This window comes from Mesorhizobium abyssinicae, assembly GCF_049887195.1.
GTDB lineage: Bacteria > Pseudomonadota > Alphaproteobacteria > Rhizobiales > Rhizobiaceae > Mesorhizobium > Mesorhizobium abyssinicae.
In genome coordinates, this window is sequence record NZ_JARAKC010000013.1 from 17,057 (window position 1) to 32,578 (window position 15,522).

At 63.9% G+C, this 15,522-nt stretch carries 13 protein-coding genes; 10 read left to right on the forward strand and 3 right to left on the reverse strand.

What is annotated here, in order from left to right; translation table 11 throughout:
* Window positions 1-36: 36 nt before the first annotated feature.
* Entirely contained in the window at window positions 37-1,215 is a 1,179-nt protein-coding gene (locus tag PU724_RS23855; RefSeq protein WP_354424028.1) for an ROK family protein, read from the reverse strand.
* Between the two features lie 115 nt (window positions 1,216-1,330).
* On the opposite strand from PU724_RS23855, the gene PU724_RS23860 reads away from it, so the two are divergent.
* From PU724_RS23860 to PU724_RS23880, 5 genes are all read left to right on the forward strand, one after another.
* A complete protein-coding gene (locus PU724_RS23860; RefSeq protein WP_354424030.1) occupies window positions 1,331-2,602 on the forward strand; it encodes an ABC transporter substrate-binding protein in 1,272 nt (423 codons plus the stop codon).
* 65 nt (window positions 2,603-2,667) lie between these two features.
* On the forward strand, window positions 2,668-3,552 hold the full coding sequence (locus PU724_RS23865; RefSeq protein ID WP_292169034.1) for a carbohydrate ABC transporter permease: 885 nt from the start codon (window positions 2,668-2,670) through the stop codon (window positions 3,550-3,552).
* Window positions 3,552-4,403, forward strand: coding sequence for a carbohydrate ABC transporter permease (locus PU724_RS23870; protein WP_354424032.1), 852 nt, complete (start codon window positions 3,552-3,554; stop codon window positions 4,401-4,403). The genes PU724_RS23865 and PU724_RS23870 overlap by 1 nt, the downstream gene beginning before the upstream one ends.
* Before the next feature lie 67 nt (window positions 4,404-4,470).
* Entirely contained in the window at window positions 4,471-5,616 is a 1,146-nt protein-coding gene (locus PU724_RS23875) for an ABC transporter ATP-binding protein (RefSeq protein WP_354424034.1), read from the forward strand.
* A gap of 26 nt (window positions 5,617-5,642) precedes the next feature.
* Entirely contained in the window at window positions 5,643-7,784 is a 2,142-nt protein-coding gene (locus PU724_RS23880) for a beta-galactosidase (RefSeq protein ID WP_354424036.1), read from the forward strand.
* 31 nt (window positions 7,785-7,815) lie between these two features.
* Here PU724_RS23880 and PU724_RS23885 read toward each other — a convergent pair whose 3' ends face one another.
* Together PU724_RS23885 and mgtE are read right to left on the reverse strand one after the other, a co-directional pair.
* Window positions 7,816-8,202, reverse strand: coding sequence for a MerR family transcriptional regulator (locus PU724_RS23885; protein WP_112618641.1), 387 nt, complete (start codon window positions 8,200-8,202; stop codon window positions 7,816-7,818).
* 303 nt (window positions 8,203-8,505) lie between these two features.
* A complete protein-coding gene (mgtE, locus tag PU724_RS23890) occupies window positions 8,506-9,924 on the reverse strand; it encodes a magnesium transporter (protein ID WP_127285813.1) in 1,419 nt (472 codons plus the stop codon).
* Window positions 9,925-10,431: 507 nt separating this feature from the next.
* On the opposite strand from mgtE, the gene PU724_RS23895 reads away from it, so the two are divergent.
* The 5 genes from PU724_RS23895 to sucD all read left to right on the forward strand — a co-directional run bounded on the left by PU724_RS23895 (window position 10,432) and on the right by sucD (window position 15,450).
* Window positions 10,432-11,049 (forward strand): LuxR C-terminal-related transcriptional regulator, encoded by a 618-nt coding sequence (locus tag PU724_RS23895; protein ID WP_407046009.1) that lies wholly within the window; start codon window positions 10,432-10,434, stop codon window positions 11,047-11,049.
* Between the two features lie 121 nt (window positions 11,050-11,170).
* Window positions 11,171-12,361: an aminotransferase class V-fold PLP-dependent enzyme gene (locus tag PU724_RS23900; protein ID WP_354424039.1), complete on the forward strand. Its 1,191-nt coding sequence runs from the start codon at window positions 11,171-11,173 to the stop codon at window positions 12,359-12,361.
* A gap of 12 nt (window positions 12,362-12,373) precedes the next feature.
* Window positions 12,374-13,330 carry an HpcH/HpaI aldolase/citrate lyase family protein gene (locus tag PU724_RS23905; protein WP_127312040.1) on the forward strand — a complete coding sequence of 319 codons (957 nt, stop codon included), beginning with the start codon at window positions 12,374-12,376 and terminating at the stop codon, window positions 13,328-13,330.
* An 18-nt stretch (window positions 13,331-13,348) separates the two neighbouring features.
* Window positions 13,349-14,536: a malate--CoA ligase subunit beta gene (locus PU724_RS23910; RefSeq protein ID WP_127285817.1), complete on the forward strand. Its 1,188-nt coding sequence runs from the start codon at window positions 13,349-13,351 to the stop codon at window positions 14,534-14,536.
* Window positions 14,537-14,550: 14 nt separating this feature from the next.
* A complete protein-coding gene (gene sucD / locus PU724_RS23915) occupies window positions 14,551-15,450 on the forward strand; it encodes a succinate--CoA ligase subunit alpha (RefSeq protein WP_127285818.1) in 900 nt (299 codons plus the stop codon).
* Window positions 15,451-15,522: the final 72 nt, after the last annotated feature.

The window sequence follows — 15,522 nt, forward strand, 5'->3', positions numbered from 1 at the left end:
GCGGGCAAGCGCCGCCAGACTTGATCGGGTCCTCGTTTACATGACCGCCCTGGTCTCCCCAGGCCTGCTTTCGAAATCGAAAAGCCTCTGGGTAGCCAATGCGGCAGCGCCACGCGCCCAGGAATCGTCGGCCCAGTCAGGCGTGATCGGCGGCGGGTTCCACATCGCATAGCGCTTCAACGCGTCGCGCATCGGCTCGAACAGATAGTCGCCGAAGCTGACCGCTTCACCGCCGCCGACGATGACCTCCGGATCAATGATGTTGCAGAAGCCGCCAAGGAACCGGCCTATGCCTTCGCCGGCTTCGCGCAGGATCTCCACGGCGGTCTCGTCACCGGCCTGGGCCGCATCGAACATGTCATGGCGGGAGGCCTCGCCCGGCAGGCCTTTCGCTTCACGCCACCGCCTCACCAGGGCCGGCTCCGAGAAGAAGGTCTGCAGGCAGCCGCGCCGGCCGCATTCGCATTGTGGCCCGTTCGGATTGTAGATGGAGTGCCCCATCTTGCCCGCGGCACCGCTTGCGCCGTGATGCACGGCGCCGTCGATCACCACGGCGCAGCTGATGCCGGCTCCGATCGCCAACGCGCCGACCGTGCGATGATGCCGGCCGAGGCCGAACAATTGCTGCGCCAGCGCGAAAGCATTGGTGTCGTCGTCAGCCCAGACCGGCACATGCACGAGTTCGGCGAGCATGGCCGCGATTGGTACGTCGATCCAGTTGAACCGGTGGCTGAGCCGGCAAACGCCATTGTCGATGACACCTGGCACCGCGATGCCTATGCCGCTTAGCTGCGCGCCGCTCGGCGCCTTGCGGTCCGCTAGCAATTCCTTGACGGCGGCCGCGCAGGCCTCGACCGTACTTTGAGGCGACGGGTCGGGCACCGCCACCTGCCTGGAGACAAGCGGGGTCGTCGCAAGATCGGTCAGCACGCAATCGATGGCGCCGGCCTTCAGCTTGAGCCCTACGACCAGGCGGCCCGCATAATTTATACTGATCGGGATAGGCCGCCTCCCCGGCGCCCCCAGGCTGGCTTCTCCCTCAACGAGGATGTTCTCGTCCAAGAGCTCGGAGACCACGAAGGTCACCGCAGCCGGGCTCAGACCGCTGCGCATCGCCATGTCCGCCCTGCTCATCGGTCCGTCGGCGCGGATCATGTTCAGGATCAATCGTCGGTTCATGGCGCGCGATGTCTGCTGATCACCCTTGAGTTTCATTTCTAGCCTCATTATTAATTTTGTAAATTAACTATTGACCGACTTCATCTGCATACGCTACGACTTGCCCCGGTTCAATCGGAATCCGGCTGCTCTCAGGGAGGAGAAAATAGCCATGGCCATCGACGTCACGACTCTGTCCACGACAAGGCGCCGTTTCCTGAAGGGCACCGGCGCAGCCCTCGCCGCTTCCGCCGCAAGCGGGCTTTGCTTGCCGGCCCTGGCGCAGGCGCAGGAAATCACCATCATCTCCAACCTCAGCAATGTCGGGCAACGCGACATCCTGCACAGGCTGGCGGCCGAATACGAGGCGAAATCCGGCGCCAAGGTCACCATCAACAACATGGATCACGAGGCGCACAAGACCGCGATCCGCAGCTATCTCGTCGTCGGCGCCCCCGATATCTGCTTCTGGTTCTCCGACAACCGCATGAAGGCGTTCGTCAACAAGGGCCTGTTCGACGACATCTCCGATCTGTTTGCCCGCGAGAACTTCAAGAGCGTGCTCGGCGCCACGACCAGTGCCGTCACTGTCGGCGACAAGCAGTATGGCCTGCCGATGGGCGGCCTGCTCTGGGGCCTGTTCTACCGCAAGGACGTCTTTGCCGAACACAACTGGACCCCGCCGAAGACCTGGACCGACCTTCTCGCCTTCGGCGAGGCCGCGAAATCCGCTGGCATGATCCCGATGAGCATGGGCACCAAGGAGCTTTGGCCCGCAGGTGGCTGGTTCGACCACATGAACCTGCGCATCAACGGTCTCGACAAGCACATCGCGCTGATGGACGGCAAGGTCCAGTACACCGATCCGATGCTGACGCCCGTCTTCGACAAATGGAACGATCTGATCAAGGCCGGTTTCTTCTCGCCCAACCACAGTTCCTTCGGCTGGGAACAGGCAGGTGCGGCGCTGGCGCAAAAGAAGGCGGCCATGCTGGACCTCGGCGGTTTCGTCAGATCCGCCTTCCCGGAGGCCGACGTTCCGCAACTCGCCTATGCGCCGTTTCCCGAAGTCGTCCCCGGCGTCGCCCGGTATGAGGATTTCTCCGTCAACTCCATTCACGTGCCTGCCAACGCCAAGAACAAGCAAGGCGCGCGCGACTTCCTCGCCTATTTCTACAAGCCGGAGAACCTGGGCGCCTTCCTCGCCGCCGAGGGAGCCATCCCGCCGCGCAACGACTGCCCGCCCAGCAAGGATCCGCTGGTCAACGCCGCGGTCGAGGAACTGAAGAAGGTGGTCGGCACGTCGCAATATTACGATCGCGACACGGATCCGGACATGGCCCAGGAAGGCATGACCGGGCTCCAGGAATTCATGGTCAAGCCCGAACGGCGCGAGCAGATCCTCGAGCGGCTGGAAAAGACCCGCAAGAGAATCTTCGGTTAGTCCTCCCGGACCTGACGGGCCGCCGCCTCTCCCGGCGGTCCCGTCTCTCTTTTGGATGAATTCCCATGCCCCGCTTCTGGCGCAGAAATCGTCATTGGATGACACCGGCACTTCTCCTTCTGCCGGGTCTCATCCTGTTCAGCCTGGTGATTCTTGCCGCCTCCTTCGAGACGGTCTGGATTTCGCTGCACGACTGGGACGGTATCGGCGCGAAGACCTGGGTCGGCCTCGCCAACTATGTCGAGCTGGCCGAAGACCCGCAATTCTACGTCTCGCTCAAGAACAATATCATCTGGCTGCTGATCTTCATGCTGGCGCCGCCGATCGGCCTCGCGCTGGCGCTGATCGTCAACCAGCAGATCGGCGGCATGCGCATCCTGAAATCGCTGTTCTTTGTCCCGCTGGTGCTGGCCACGGTGACCGTGGGCGTCGTTTTCGGTTGGGTCTACGATCCGACCTATGGTTTGCTGCAATTGATCTTCGGCCTGTTCGGCGGCACCGCGCCGGCGCTGCTTTCCGACGAGAATTTCGCCACCTTCGCGGTGGCCACCGCCGGTCTGTGGCCGCAGATCGCCTTCTGCATGGTGCTGTTCCTGGCCGGCCTGAACAACCTCAACGAGGACCTGATCGGCGCCGGACGCGTCGACGGCGCGCGCGGCTGGCGCATGCTGCGCCATGTGATCCTGCCGCAACTGTCGCAGGTCGGCTTCATCGCCATCGCGGTCACGGTGATCGGCGCGCTGCGCTCCTTCGACATGGTCGCGGTCATGACCACCGGCGGCCCCTATGGCTCGTCGACGGTGCTCGCCTACCAGATGTACGAGGAATCGATCTTTTCCTATCGCTTCGGCTACGGCGCAGCGATCGCCACGGTTCTCTTCGCCATCATGATCGTCTTCATCGCCTGGTACCTGCGAGGCCTCATCAAGGCCGAACGGAGCAATGCCTGATGTATCCCCGCCCGATCCCTGAAGACGCCAAGCTCCAGCGTGCGCTCTATGTCGGCGGCGTGACCCTGGTCGTCGCGCTGTGGCTGTTGCCGCTCTTCGCCGTGATGCTGACGTCGATCCGCTCCAACGAAGAGCTGATGGCGGGCAACTATTGGGGCTGGCCGCAGAAATTCAGCCTGATCGAGAATTACACGGCGGTCTTCGAACAGACCGCGATGCTGCGCTTCTTCCTCAACAGCCTGCTGATCACCGTTCCCTCGGTGATCGGCGTGCTGATCCTGTCGACGTTGAGCGGCTTCGTCCTGTCTCGCTATCCGTTCCGCGGTTCAAACCTCATTTTCGCATTGTTTGTCGGCGGCAATTTTCTGCCGGCCCAGATCATGATGATCCCGGTGCGTGATCTGATGGTGAGGCTCGGCCTCTACGACACCGTCTACGCCCTGATCGTCTTCCACATCGCCTTCCAGACTGGCTTTGCGACGCTTTTCATGCGCAACTTCATCGCCGCCTTGCCCGGCGAATTGTTCCAGGCCGCGCGCGCCGAAGGGGCTTCGCCCTTCCAGGTGCTGCGTCATGTGGTGGTTCCGCTGGTGCGGCCCGCACTGGCGGCGCTCGCCATCCTCACCTTCACCTTCATCTGGAACGACTATTTCTGGGCGATCGTGCTGACCCAGAGCGACGCGGTCAAACCCGTAACTGCCGGGCTCAACAATCTGCGCGGCGAGTGGACGTCGGCCTGGAACATCATTTCGGCGGCAACGATCTTCGTCGCCCTGCCGCCGGTCGTCATGTTCTTCCTGATGCAGAAGCACTTCATCAGCGGCCTCACCATGGGGGCGGTCAAGGGATGATCTTCGCTTCAGGATTTCAGGTCGGACCATACGGACGCAACCGGCAGACACGGAAAGGCGCCTCGCGATGAGCAGCGTGGAATTGCGCAAGGTCGACAAGCACTACGCCGGCTATCATGCCCTGAAGGCGATCGACCTGAAGATCGAAAAGGGCGAATTCGTCGTCATGGTCGGGCCTTCGGGCTGCGGAAAGTCGACCTTGCTGAAGACAATCGCCGGGCTTGAGACCATCAATTCCGGCCAGGTCGTGATCAACGGCCACGATGTCACCCGGGAAGAACCCGGCGATCGCGGCATCGCCATGGTGTTCCAGTCCTACGCGCTTTACCCGCACATGACCGTGGCGGAAAACATGGGCTTCGGCTTGCGGATGGCGAAGCGGCCAAAGGCGGAGATCGATGCCGCCGTCAAGCGCGCCGCCAAAATCCTTCGCCTTGAGGAGCAGCTCGACAAACGACCCAAGCAATTGTCCGGCGGGCAGCGCCAGCGTGTCGCGATCGGCCGCGCCATCACCCGCTCGCCGGAGGTGTTTCTGTTCGACGAACCGCTGTCGAACCTCGACGCAGCGCTGCGTACGCAGATGCGGGTGGAGCTTTCGAGCCTGCATGCCCAGCTCGGCTCCACCATGGTCTACGTCACCCACGACCAGATCGAAGCCATGACCATGGCGGACCGGATCGTGGTGCTGAACAAAGGGCAGGTCGAGCAGGTCGGCTCCCCTCTCGAGCTCTACGCCAACCCGGCCAACATCTTCGTCGCCGGCTTTCTCGGCGCGCCGCGCATGAACTTCATCGAAGCGCGGGTGGAAACCGTCGGCGCAGCCAGCCTGACGCTGACGGCGGCGGGAATGCCGGCATTTGCCTTCGGCGACATTGATCCGGTCGGCATTTCGGCTGGCGACGCGGTGACCGTCGGAATCCGACCGGAAAACCTGCATGTGCTCGAGCGGGCAGACGCAGGCCAGGCATCGTTCCCTGGCCAGGTGCGGCTGGTCGAACATCTGGGACGGGAAACGGTTCTCTACCTCGACGCTTCCCCCCTCCAAGCAACCAATTCGGACAGCGGCACCGGCAATTTCACGGTGCAGCTCAACAAGGTGTCGCCCATCAGTGTCGGCGCCCGGCTGGCGGCCGGCTTCGAGATCGCCGACGCCTATCTGTTCGGACCCGATGGCCGCACGCTGACGTCGCGAAAACCCGTTCCCGCAACCTGACCCTCGCATCCAAGAGTATCATCCGCATGCACTGCAAGAAGCCCGCCCCGCTTTCGGTTTGGCGACCGCTCAATCTCGACCGCTTTCTTCTGGGAGCACCGCACTATCCCGAACATGTCGACGAGAGCTGCTGGCGACGCGATGCCGAGCGCATGCTTGCCGCCGGCGTCAACACGGTCCGGATGGGGGAGTTCGCCTGGCATATTTTCGAGCCCTATGAAGGCAAGTTCGACTTCGATCTGTTCGACCGGGCAATCGAGGTTCTCGGCGCTGTCGGAATCGACACGATCATGTGCACGCCGACAGCGACGCCGCCGCGCTGGCTGACCGTCAACTATCCCGAGGTGTTGCGCGTCGACGTCAACGGCCACCGCGCGAGCCATGGATCGCGTCAGCACGCCGACACCACCAGCCCCGTGTTTCGCGCTCACAGCCGCCGCATCACGCGCGCCATGGCCGAGCACTACAACAACAATCCTCGCGTCATCGGCTGGCAGACCGACAACGAGCTCAACACGACGGTTTCGGAGTCGTTCGCGCCTTCGACGCGGCTGGAATTCCAGAAATTCCTGCAGCACAAATACGGCGCGATCGGCGCGCTGAATTTCGCCTGGGGCGGCCATTTCTGGGCGACGGCCTACGACGATTTCTCACAAATCGATCTGCCGCGGCCGCTGATGCCATCCTATCCGAGCCCCGGGCAGGTGCAGGACTACCATCGCTTCCTGGCCGCGGCGACGGCGGCTTTCCAGCACGACCAAGTCGAGATCCTGCGCGCCGCCAATCCGGACTGGTTCGTCTTCCACAATCTCGGCCAGCTCGCCGACATCGATTTCCGCGGCCAGTTCGGACAGGACCTCGATTTCATCGGCTTCGACATCTACCCGATGCTGTATGACGAAATGCGGCGCACGGGCGGACACGCGGCCACGCAGGCGCTGCATCTCGACATCTGCCGTGCATACTCCGGCAACTATATCGTGCCGGAGCAGGCCTCCGGCTTTGGCAGCCAGCCGGGCTTCTCGACCATGACACCGGAGCCGGGCGAGATGCGCCGCATGGCCATGACATCGGTGGCACGCGGCGCCGACGGCATCATGTTTTTCCGCTGGCGCCCCGCGCATTTTGGCGCAGAGATCTACTGGATGGGCGTCATCGATCACGACGACGTGCCCCGACGCCGCTACGACGAGGCGAGCCGGTTCTTCCACGACATCGCCGCTATCAAGGATCAGATCCTTGGCACGGTCGTGCGCATGGACATCGGCATCGCCGGCGCGGATTTCGACAACCAGGAAGCGCATAAGACCTATGCCATGGGGTTGCCGAGCCCGCTCGACGATGCAACGCTGCTGCACCGGTACTGCTACCGGAACGGCATAGCCTGCGGCTTCATCCACCCCGAGGATGACCTGTCGCGACTTAAGGCGCTCTATGTTCCGCATTGGGTGATGTGGAAGCAGGAATGGAATGCTGCGGTCGAGGCTTTCGTCCGCAGCGGCGGCACGCTGATCCTGTCGGCGCTGACCGGCACAAGGGATGAGAACAACCACATCGTTCGCGAGCAGGCACCCGGGCGCGACCTTTCGGCACTGAGCGGCGTCAAGGTTGCCGAGTTCGGCCGCCTCGTTCCGCAAGGCGGCGCCGGACTGTTTCCCTTGTTCCGCCAGGCAGCGACTGGCGCCCATGTCCCGCCAGCGCCTCTCCCGGCCTCGTCGGCGGAGCGCAAGTATCATTTCACCTTCGGCAACAGGCAGTTTGAGGCCGCGCATCTCTACGAACTGCTCGAGGTCGAGCCGGATACCGAGGTGCTGGGCACATGGTCGAGCCGCTTTTGCGCCGGGCAGCCGGCAATCACCTCACGCCAGCTCGGCAAAGGCCGCGTCGTCTATGTCGGCACCTATCTGACGCACGAGCTTGCGGAAGCCATCGCCGAGGGCGTTCTGACCAGGGCTGGCGTGGCGCCTCTGCTTCCTGAACTGCCTGATGGAGTGGAAGTGTCGATCCGCGAGGCCGAGGATCGCCAACTGATGTTCGTTCAAAATACCACGGAAGTACCGGTGGCAGTGCCGGGCGTGCCCCAAGGCCTAGACCTGCTGACCGGTCGTCCGACCGCGGGGCCCATGCAACTCGAAGCCTATGGCAGCGCGGTGATCTTGCTCAGTTGAGGAGACACCGCCCGACAAGGGACAGCCACGTTCAGGTGTTGACGCCGAGCTCCACCAGGCGTTCGACGCAGGATTCCTCGGCCTGGTCGAGCTCGGCGAGCGTTTCTTCCAGGTCGCGCCGCTTCTGCCTGAGATCCTCGCGCTTTTCCTCGATGCGCTTGATCATCAGCTTGAGCTGGCCGACCTCGCCGGGCGGTTCCTTGTACATCTGGATGATTTCGCGGATCTCGTTGATCGAGAAGCCGAGCCTTTTTCCGCGCATGATCTGGCGGATCAGATGCCGGTCGGATGGGCGAAACAGCCTTGTGCGGCCGCGCCGCACCGGCTGCACCAGCCCCTCGTCCTCGTAAAAGCGCAGCGTCCGGGTCGACACGTCGAATTCGCGGGTCAGTTCGGTGATCGTGTAGTATTCCCGCATTGTCGCTCCCGATGCCGGTTCTGGGCGCCGTCCGTGGCGTCGCCCCTCCCCTCCGTTCCATGAGCGGAATCGAATGGAAGCTGGCCGAACCTCGCACGGCATTTACGTAAAAGTCAATTGAAGACACGATCCCCAACTGGGATTGGGTTGTTGTGTAGGCCGAGCCGGAGTCGAAGACGGGCGCGAAGCGAGCAAAATGGTGGTCTCCGAGAACCGGAGCCGAGCGTGCTTAAAGGTACGTGAGCACCGGAAGCGCAGGAGACCGCCATTTGCAGGCCGGCATCACCTGAATATGAACAATCCTCAGGGGACGGCGAACCACCAGGTAGCGAGGCCGAGGAAAGCGAAGAAGCCGACGCAGTCGGTGACCGTGGTGACGAAGACGGCCGACGCCACCGCCGGATCGATCTTGAAGCGGTCGAGCAGCAGCGGGATCAGGATCCCGGCGAGCGCCGCCGCGAACATGTTGATGATCATCGCCGCCGCGATGATGCCGCCCAGGTTGGGATCGCGAAACCAAGCCGCCGCGACGATGCCGATCAGCACGGCGAACACCGCACCGTTGATGAAGCCGACGCCGACCTCGCGGCGGATGATGCGGGCGGCATTGTAGATGTCGATATCTTTCGTCGCCAGCGCGCGCACGGTGACGGTCATCGTCTGGGAGCCGGCATTGCCACCCATGCCGGCGACAATCGGCATCAGCACGGCCAGCGCCACGATATGCTCGATCGTGTGGTCGAACAGGCCGATCACCGAGGCCGCGAGGAAGGCCGTCAACAGGTTGACCAGAAGCCACGGCACACGCGAGCGCGAGGTCGCGAGCACCGTGTCGGACAGTTCCTCGTCGCCGACGCCGCCCATGCGCAGGAGATCCTCCTCGGCCTCCTGCTGGATGACGTCGACGACGTCGTCGATGGTCAGCACGCCGACCAGCCGCTCGTTCTCGTCGACCACGGCCGCCGACAGAAGGTCGTACTGCTCGAAATCGCGCGCCGCCTCTTCCTGGTCCATGGTGGCCGGGATGGCGTGCCTCGTCTCGTGCATCACATCCTCGACCTTCACCGCCCGCTTGGTGCGCAGGATCTGGTCGAGATCGATGGCGCCAAGCAGCTTGAAGCTCGGATCGATGACGAAGATCTGGCTGAAGCGGTCGGGAAGGTTCTTGTCCTCGCGCATGTAGTCGATGGTCTGGCCGATGGTCCAGAACGGCGGCACGGCGACGAATTCCGTCTGCATGCGCCGGCCGGCCGACTCCTCCGGATAGTCGAGCGACCGCCTCAGCCTGATCCGCTCGGTGAACGGCAGCTGCGACAGGATCTCGTCCTGGTCCTCCTGGTCGAGGTCCTCAAGAATGTAGACGGCGTCGTCGGAATCGAGTTCCTGCACCGCCTGCGCGATCTGCTCGTTCGGCAGATTGTCGACGATGTCGAGACGGATCGCCTCGTCGACCTCGGTCAGCGCGGAAAAGTCGAAATCGGAGCCGAGTAGCTCGACCAGCGCCCGGCGCTGCTCGGGATGCAATGCCTCGAGCAGATCGCCGAGCTCCGACTGGTGCAGGTCGCCGACGTCACGCTTGAGCGTGAGCGTGTCGCGGTCGGCGATCGCCGCGCCGACATGGGCCAGGAAAGACGACAGGACGGCGCCGTCTTCGCCATAGATGTCGGCGTGGGCCTCCTCATGCGGCCTGGCGTCGGTCGTCTGATTGTCCTGGCCTTCCACCAGCGCCTCCCGCCGTCAGGATTCCGGAAAAGCTAGAGCAATTCCAGGAAAAGTGTGTAACGGTTTTCCGTTCGGAATTGCGCAGAAGCAAATAGTCTAGAGTTCAGGTCTAGAGCATCGAACCCAAAGGGGAAACCGCATTTGGGAAAATCCGAAGCTCGAAGGAATGATGGTTCGGCAGCACGATTCGATTTGCGAACCTATCGCTCTAACGCTCAGGAATATCAAACGAAATACGCCCTTCCCGCCCGATCAATTCCATTGCCAGGAGACATCGTCCGGTAAGCCACCGGGAATGGCGATACCATCAAAAAGGGATGCCGGTCCGGCTTCAGGCGACGCGACAGCGCATGTCGCTGGGGAAAGAGCACGCCCGCGCGGTTGCGGCAGAATTGTCAGCATAGAGGACCACGGCCGGGCTCGCCCGGCCGCAAAGAGAAAAACCGGGAACCCTTGACGACGAAGCCGGAGAGAGGAAACGGGTCAATTGAGGAACGACGCGTTCGCGTGATCGTTGCCGAACGCAATCCGCTCGTCATCTCGGCCCTTCGCGAAATGCTGGAATGCGACGGGCGCTTCGAGCTTCTGGCCACCGTGCAAAGCGGCAAGCAATTCCTGGAATTCGCGGCGGAGCCTGACTTCGACGTCGCCGTCATCGGCTGGAAGCTCGCCGACATGGATGGCGCCGACATCCTGGCCGAGGTCCAGAACCGTGGGCTCGACGTCCGCATCACCGTCTTTTCCAACGACCACGACATCGGCATCCTGAAGCAGTGCGTGCGGCTCGGAGCCCAAGGCTATTGCTTCCAGTTCGACGACCCGCCGATCATCTTCGAGACCATCCTGGCGGTCGCGCACGGCCGCATCTGCATCCCCTATATCGACATCAACAAGGTCAACGACACGCCCTTGGCGCAGCTCACCGTGCGTGAGCGCGAGCTGCTGGCGGTGCTTTCCGACGGCTGGACCAACCTGCAGATCGCGACACGGACCGGGATTTCCGAGAATACGGTGAAGTACCACCTCAAGAATCTTTACGACAAGCTCGACGTCCGCAACCGCGCCATGGCGGTCGCGCTCTATTCGAGCGAGAAGCGCCGTACGCCCAAATCACCTATCGGGTAGGACGGCCGGGTAGGCGGAACCTACCCGCGCGCGGCGACAACTTACCCGCCAGAGTGTTGTCGCTCAGGCTCATCGAAACGAAACTTCCTCCACCATCCCAAATGACCGGAGGAGTTCGCGCATGGCTGGGTTCACCCATCTTTTCATCCCAGGGCCCACCAACATTCCGGAGCAGGTCCGGCAGGCCATGAACCTGCCGATGGAGGACATGCGCGCCTCCTCCTTCCCGGATCTGACCTTGCCGCTGTTCGAGGACATCAAGAAGGTGTTCAAGAACGAGACCGGCCGCGTCTTCATCTACCCTTCGTCCGGCACCGGCGCCTGGGAATCGGCGATGACCAACGTGCTTAGCCCCGGTGACCGGGTGCTGATGTCGCGCTTCGGCCAGTTCTCGCATCTGTGGGTCGACATGGCCGAGCGTCTCGGCTTCGAGGTCGACGTCATCGACTGCGAATGGGGAACCGGCGTCCCGCTCGAGCTCTATGCCGAGAAGCTGCAGGCCGACAAGGCGCACCGCATCAAGGCCGTCTTCTGCACCCAGAACGAGACCGCGACCGGCGTCACCAGCGACGTCGCCGGCTGCCGCGCCGCGCTCGACACGGCGAACCACCCGGCGCTCCTCTTTGTCGACGGCGTCTCGTCGATCGGCTCGATCGACTTCCGTCAGGAAGAATGGGGCGTCGACTGCGCCGTCAGCGGCTCGCAGAAGGGCTTCATGCTGCCCGCCGGCCTCGGCTTCCTGTCGGTCAGCAAGAAGGCGCTTGCCGCGTCGCGGGTCGCGACCCACCGGCGCTGCTACTTCTCCTTCGAGGACATGATCCGCGTCAACGATACCGGCTACTTTCCCTATACGCCGGCCACCCAGCTGCTGCGCGGTCTCCGCGCCTCGCTTGACCTGATCGCCCAGGAAGGGCTGGAGAACATCTTCGCCCGCCACCATCGTCTCGCCGAAGGCGTGCGCAAGGCGGTCGAGGCCTGGGGCCTGAAGCTGTGCGCCAGGACACCGCAATGGCACTCCGACACGGTCAGCGCCATCCTGGTGCCCGACGGCATCGACAGCGCCAACGTCGTCAAGCGCGCCTACGGGACCTACCAGACATCGCTCGGCGGCGGCCTCAACAAGGTGGCCGGCAAGGTGTTCCGCATTGGCCATCTCGGCTGGCTGAACGAGGTGATGGTGCTGGCCTCGCTGTCGGCCGCCGAGCTGGCGCTGCTCGACTGCGGCGTCAAGCTGGCGCCGGGCTCCGGCGTCGGCGCCGCCATCCAGCACTTCCGCGCCTCGGCCGCGGTGCCGGTTGCCGAAGCCGCCTGAGGAGAACCGATCATGAGCCACACAATCAACCACCTGAAGAAGCTCAGGCTGCAGCGCAGCGAGCTGGCGGTTCCGGGCTCGAGCCCGGAGATGATCGACAAGGCCGCGAACAGCGCCGCCGACTTCGTCTTCCTCGACATCGAGGACGCGGTCGCGCCGCCCGACAAGGAGCGCGCCCGCAAGAACATCATCCAGGCGCTGAACGACATCGACTGGCGCGCCAAGGGCAAGACCGTCTCGGTGCGCATCAACGGCCTCGACACCCACTACATGTACCGCGACGTGGTCGACGTCATGGAACAGGCCGGCGACCGCCTGGACACCATCCTGGTGCCGAAGGTCGGCGTGCCGGCCGACCTCTACATGGTCGAGGCCATGGTCAACCAGATCGAGATGGCCAAGGGTTACAAGACCCGCGTCGGTCTCGAGGCGCTGATCGAGACCGCGCTCGGCATGGCCAATGTCGAGGCGATCGCCGCCACGCCCGGCCGGCTGGAAGCGATGCATTTCGGCGTTGCCGACTATGCCGCCAGCAACAAGGCGCGCACCGTCAACATCGGCGGCCTCAACCCCGACTATCCCGGCGACCAGTGGCATTTCGCTCTGTCGCGGATGACGGTCGCCTGCCGCGCCTACGGCCTGCGCGCCATCGACGGACCGTTCGGCGATTTCTCCGACCCCGAAGGCTACAATGCGGCCGCAAGGCGTGCCGCGGCACTCGGCATCGAAGGCAAATGGGCGATCCACCCGTCGCAGATCGCGCTCGCCAACGACGTGTTCTCGCCGCCGGAGAAAGAGGTCACCCGCGCCAGGCGCATCCTCGAGGTGCTGAAGGAGGCCGAGGCGCTCGGCAAGGGCGCGGCGGCACTCGATGGCAAGATGATCGACGCCGCGTCGGAACGCATGGCGCGCAACGTGCTGGTGGTCAGCGAGGCCATCGAGCGCGCCGGCCAGGCTGCGACGCACTGAGAATTACCGGAGGACAAAATGGACATTCACGAATACCAGGCCAAGGAACTGCTCGCCCGCCACGGCGTGCATGTGCCGCGCGGCGGCCTCGCCTACAGCCCCGAGCAGGCGACCTACCGGGCGCGCGAGATCGGCGGTTCGAAATGGGTGCTGAAGGCGCAGGTTCATTCGGGCGCGCGCGGCAAGGCCGGCGGCATCAAGCTCTGCTCCAACGACGAGGAGATCTCCAACGCGGCGGAGGCCATGCTCGGCCGCAAGCTGGTGACCCATCAGACCGGCCCGCGCGGCAAGCTGATCTCGCGCCTCTATCTCGAGGAAGCGGTCGACATCGCCCAGGAGCTCTATCTCGGCTTCGTGCTCGACCGTAAGGAAGAGCGCGTCATGATCGTGGCTTCGGCCGCCGGTGGCATGGAGATCGAGGACATCTCCGAAAAGAAACCGGATTCGATCATCCGCGCCACGGTCGATCCCGGTGTCGGCATGCAGGGGTTCCAGGCGCGCGAGATCGCCTTCGGCCTCGGGCTCGAGAGCAATCTGATCGGCAAGGCCACCGAAACCATCCTCGGCTGCTACCAGGTGTTCCGCGACTACGACGCCTCGATGCTGGAGATCAATCCGCTGGTGGTGACCCGCGACGGCAGCCTGGTCGCGCTCGACGCCAAGATGTCGTTCGACGAGAACGCCCTGTTCCGCCGCCCGGAGATCTCCGAATTGCGCGACAAGAGCCAGGAAGACCCGCGCGAAACCTTCGCCAGTGACCGCGGCCTTTCCTATGTCGGCCTGGAGGGCAATATCGGCTGCATCATCAACGGCGCCGGCCTCGCCATGGCGACGATGGACATGATCAAGATCGCCGGCGGCGAGCCGGCCAACTTCCTCGACATCGGCGGCGGCGCCTCTCCGGAGCGGGTGGCGAAATCCTTCCGCGCCGTGCTCGGCGACAAGAATGTCGAGACCATCCTGGTCAACATCTTCGCCGGCATCAACCGCTGCGACTGGGTCGCCGAAGGCGTCATCAAGGCGATCCGCGAAGTCGGCGTCGACGTGCCGCTGGTGGTGCGGCTCTCCGGCACCAAGGTCGAGGAAGGACGCAAGATCCTGGCCGATTCCGGCGAGGCGGTGATCGTCGCCGAGACGCTGGCCGAAGCCGCCGAAAAGGCCGTCGCCGCCTGGCGCGCGGCCGCCAAGAAGAAAAAAGCAGCCTGAGGGAGGTCTAAAAAATGGCAATCCTGCTCAATCGCAGCACCCGCGTCATCGTCCAGGGCTTCACCGGCAAGATCGGCAGCTTCCACGCCGAGGACATGAAGCGCTACGGCACCAAGCTCGTCGGCGGCGTCACCCCCGGCAAGGGCGGCCAGACCCATCTCGGCCTGCCCATCTTCAACACCGTCAAGGGTGCGGTTCGCGAGACCCGCGCCGAGGCCAGCATCGTTTTCGTGCCGCCGCCCTTCGCGGCCGATTCGATCATGGAAGCGGCGGACGCCGGCATCAAGCTTTGCGTCTGCATCACCGACGGCATCCCGTCGCAGGACATGATGCAGGTCAAGCGCTACATGCGCCGCTACCGCTTCGAGGACCGCATGCGCCTCGTCGGCCCGAACTGCGCCGGCGTCATCACCCCCGGACAGGCGCTGATGGGCATCATGCCCGGCAGCATCTACCTGCCCGGCCGCGTCGGCATCGTCGGCCGCTCCGGCACGCTGGGCTACGAGGCGGCCTCGCAGATGAAGGCGCTCGGCATCGGCGTGTCGACCAGCGTCGGCATCGGCGGCGACCCGATCAACGGCTCGTCGTTCAAGGACATCCTGCAACTCTTCGAACGCGACGAGGATACCGATGCCGTGGTGATGATCGGCGAGATCGGCGGCCCGCAGGAAGCCGAAGCCGCGATCTGGGCGCGCGACAACATGCGCAAGCCGCTGATCGCCTACATTGCCGGCCTTTCCGCGCCGAAGGGCCGCCGCATGGGCCACGCCGGGGCGATCATCTCCGCCTTTGGCGAGTCGGCGCAGGAGAAGGTCGAGATCCTCAAGGAAGCCGGCGTCGTCATCGTGCCGACTCCCGCCTCCTTCGGCGAGGTCGTGGCCGAGACACTGGCGCGGACCAAGAAGGCGGCGTGACGCCGCATCGCTAATTGTGAAATCTGGGCCGGCGCAAGCATCGCGGCGGCCCGTCGATCGGCAGGAAACTCG

Bases quoted from the DNA above. Each gene is read 5' to 3' on its own strand.
- PU724_RS23860 (WP_354424030.1), top strand. From the start codon at position 1,331: ATGGCCATCGACGTCACGACTCTGTCCACGACAAGGCGCCGTTTCCTG.
- PU724_RS23865 (WP_292169034.1), top strand. From the start codon at position 2,668: ATGCCCCGCTTCTGGCGCAGAAATCGTCATTGGATGACACCGGCACTT.
- PU724_RS23870 (WP_354424032.1), top strand. From the start codon at position 3,552: ATGTATCCCCGCCCGATCCCTGAAGACGCCAAGCTCCAGCGTGCGCTC.
- PU724_RS23880 (WP_354424036.1), top strand. From the start codon at position 5,643: ATGCACTGCAAGAAGCCCGCCCCGCTTTCGGTTTGGCGACCGCTCAAT.
- PU724_RS23885 (WP_112618641.1), bottom strand. From the start codon at position 8,202: ATGCGGGAATACTACACGATCACCGAACTGACCCGCGAATTCGACGTG.
- PU724_RS23905 (WP_127312040.1), top strand. From the start codon at position 12,374: ATGAGCCACACAATCAACCACCTGAAGAAGCTCAGGCTGCAGCGCAGC.
- PU724_RS23910 (WP_127285817.1), top strand. From the start codon at position 13,349: ATGGACATTCACGAATACCAGGCCAAGGAACTGCTCGCCCGCCACGGC.
- PU724_RS23855 (WP_354424028.1), bottom strand. From the start codon at position 1,215: ATGAAACTCAAGGGTGATCAGCAGACATCGCGCGCCATGAACCGACGA.
- PU724_RS23875 (WP_354424034.1), top strand. From the start codon at position 4,471: ATGAGCAGCGTGGAATTGCGCAAGGTCGACAAGCACTACGCCGGCTAT.
- sucD (WP_127285818.1), top strand. From the start codon at position 14,551: ATGGCAATCCTGCTCAATCGCAGCACCCGCGTCATCGTCCAGGGCTTC.
- PU724_RS23900 (WP_354424039.1), top strand. From the start codon at position 11,171: ATGGCTGGGTTCACCCATCTTTTCATCCCAGGGCCCACCAACATTCCG.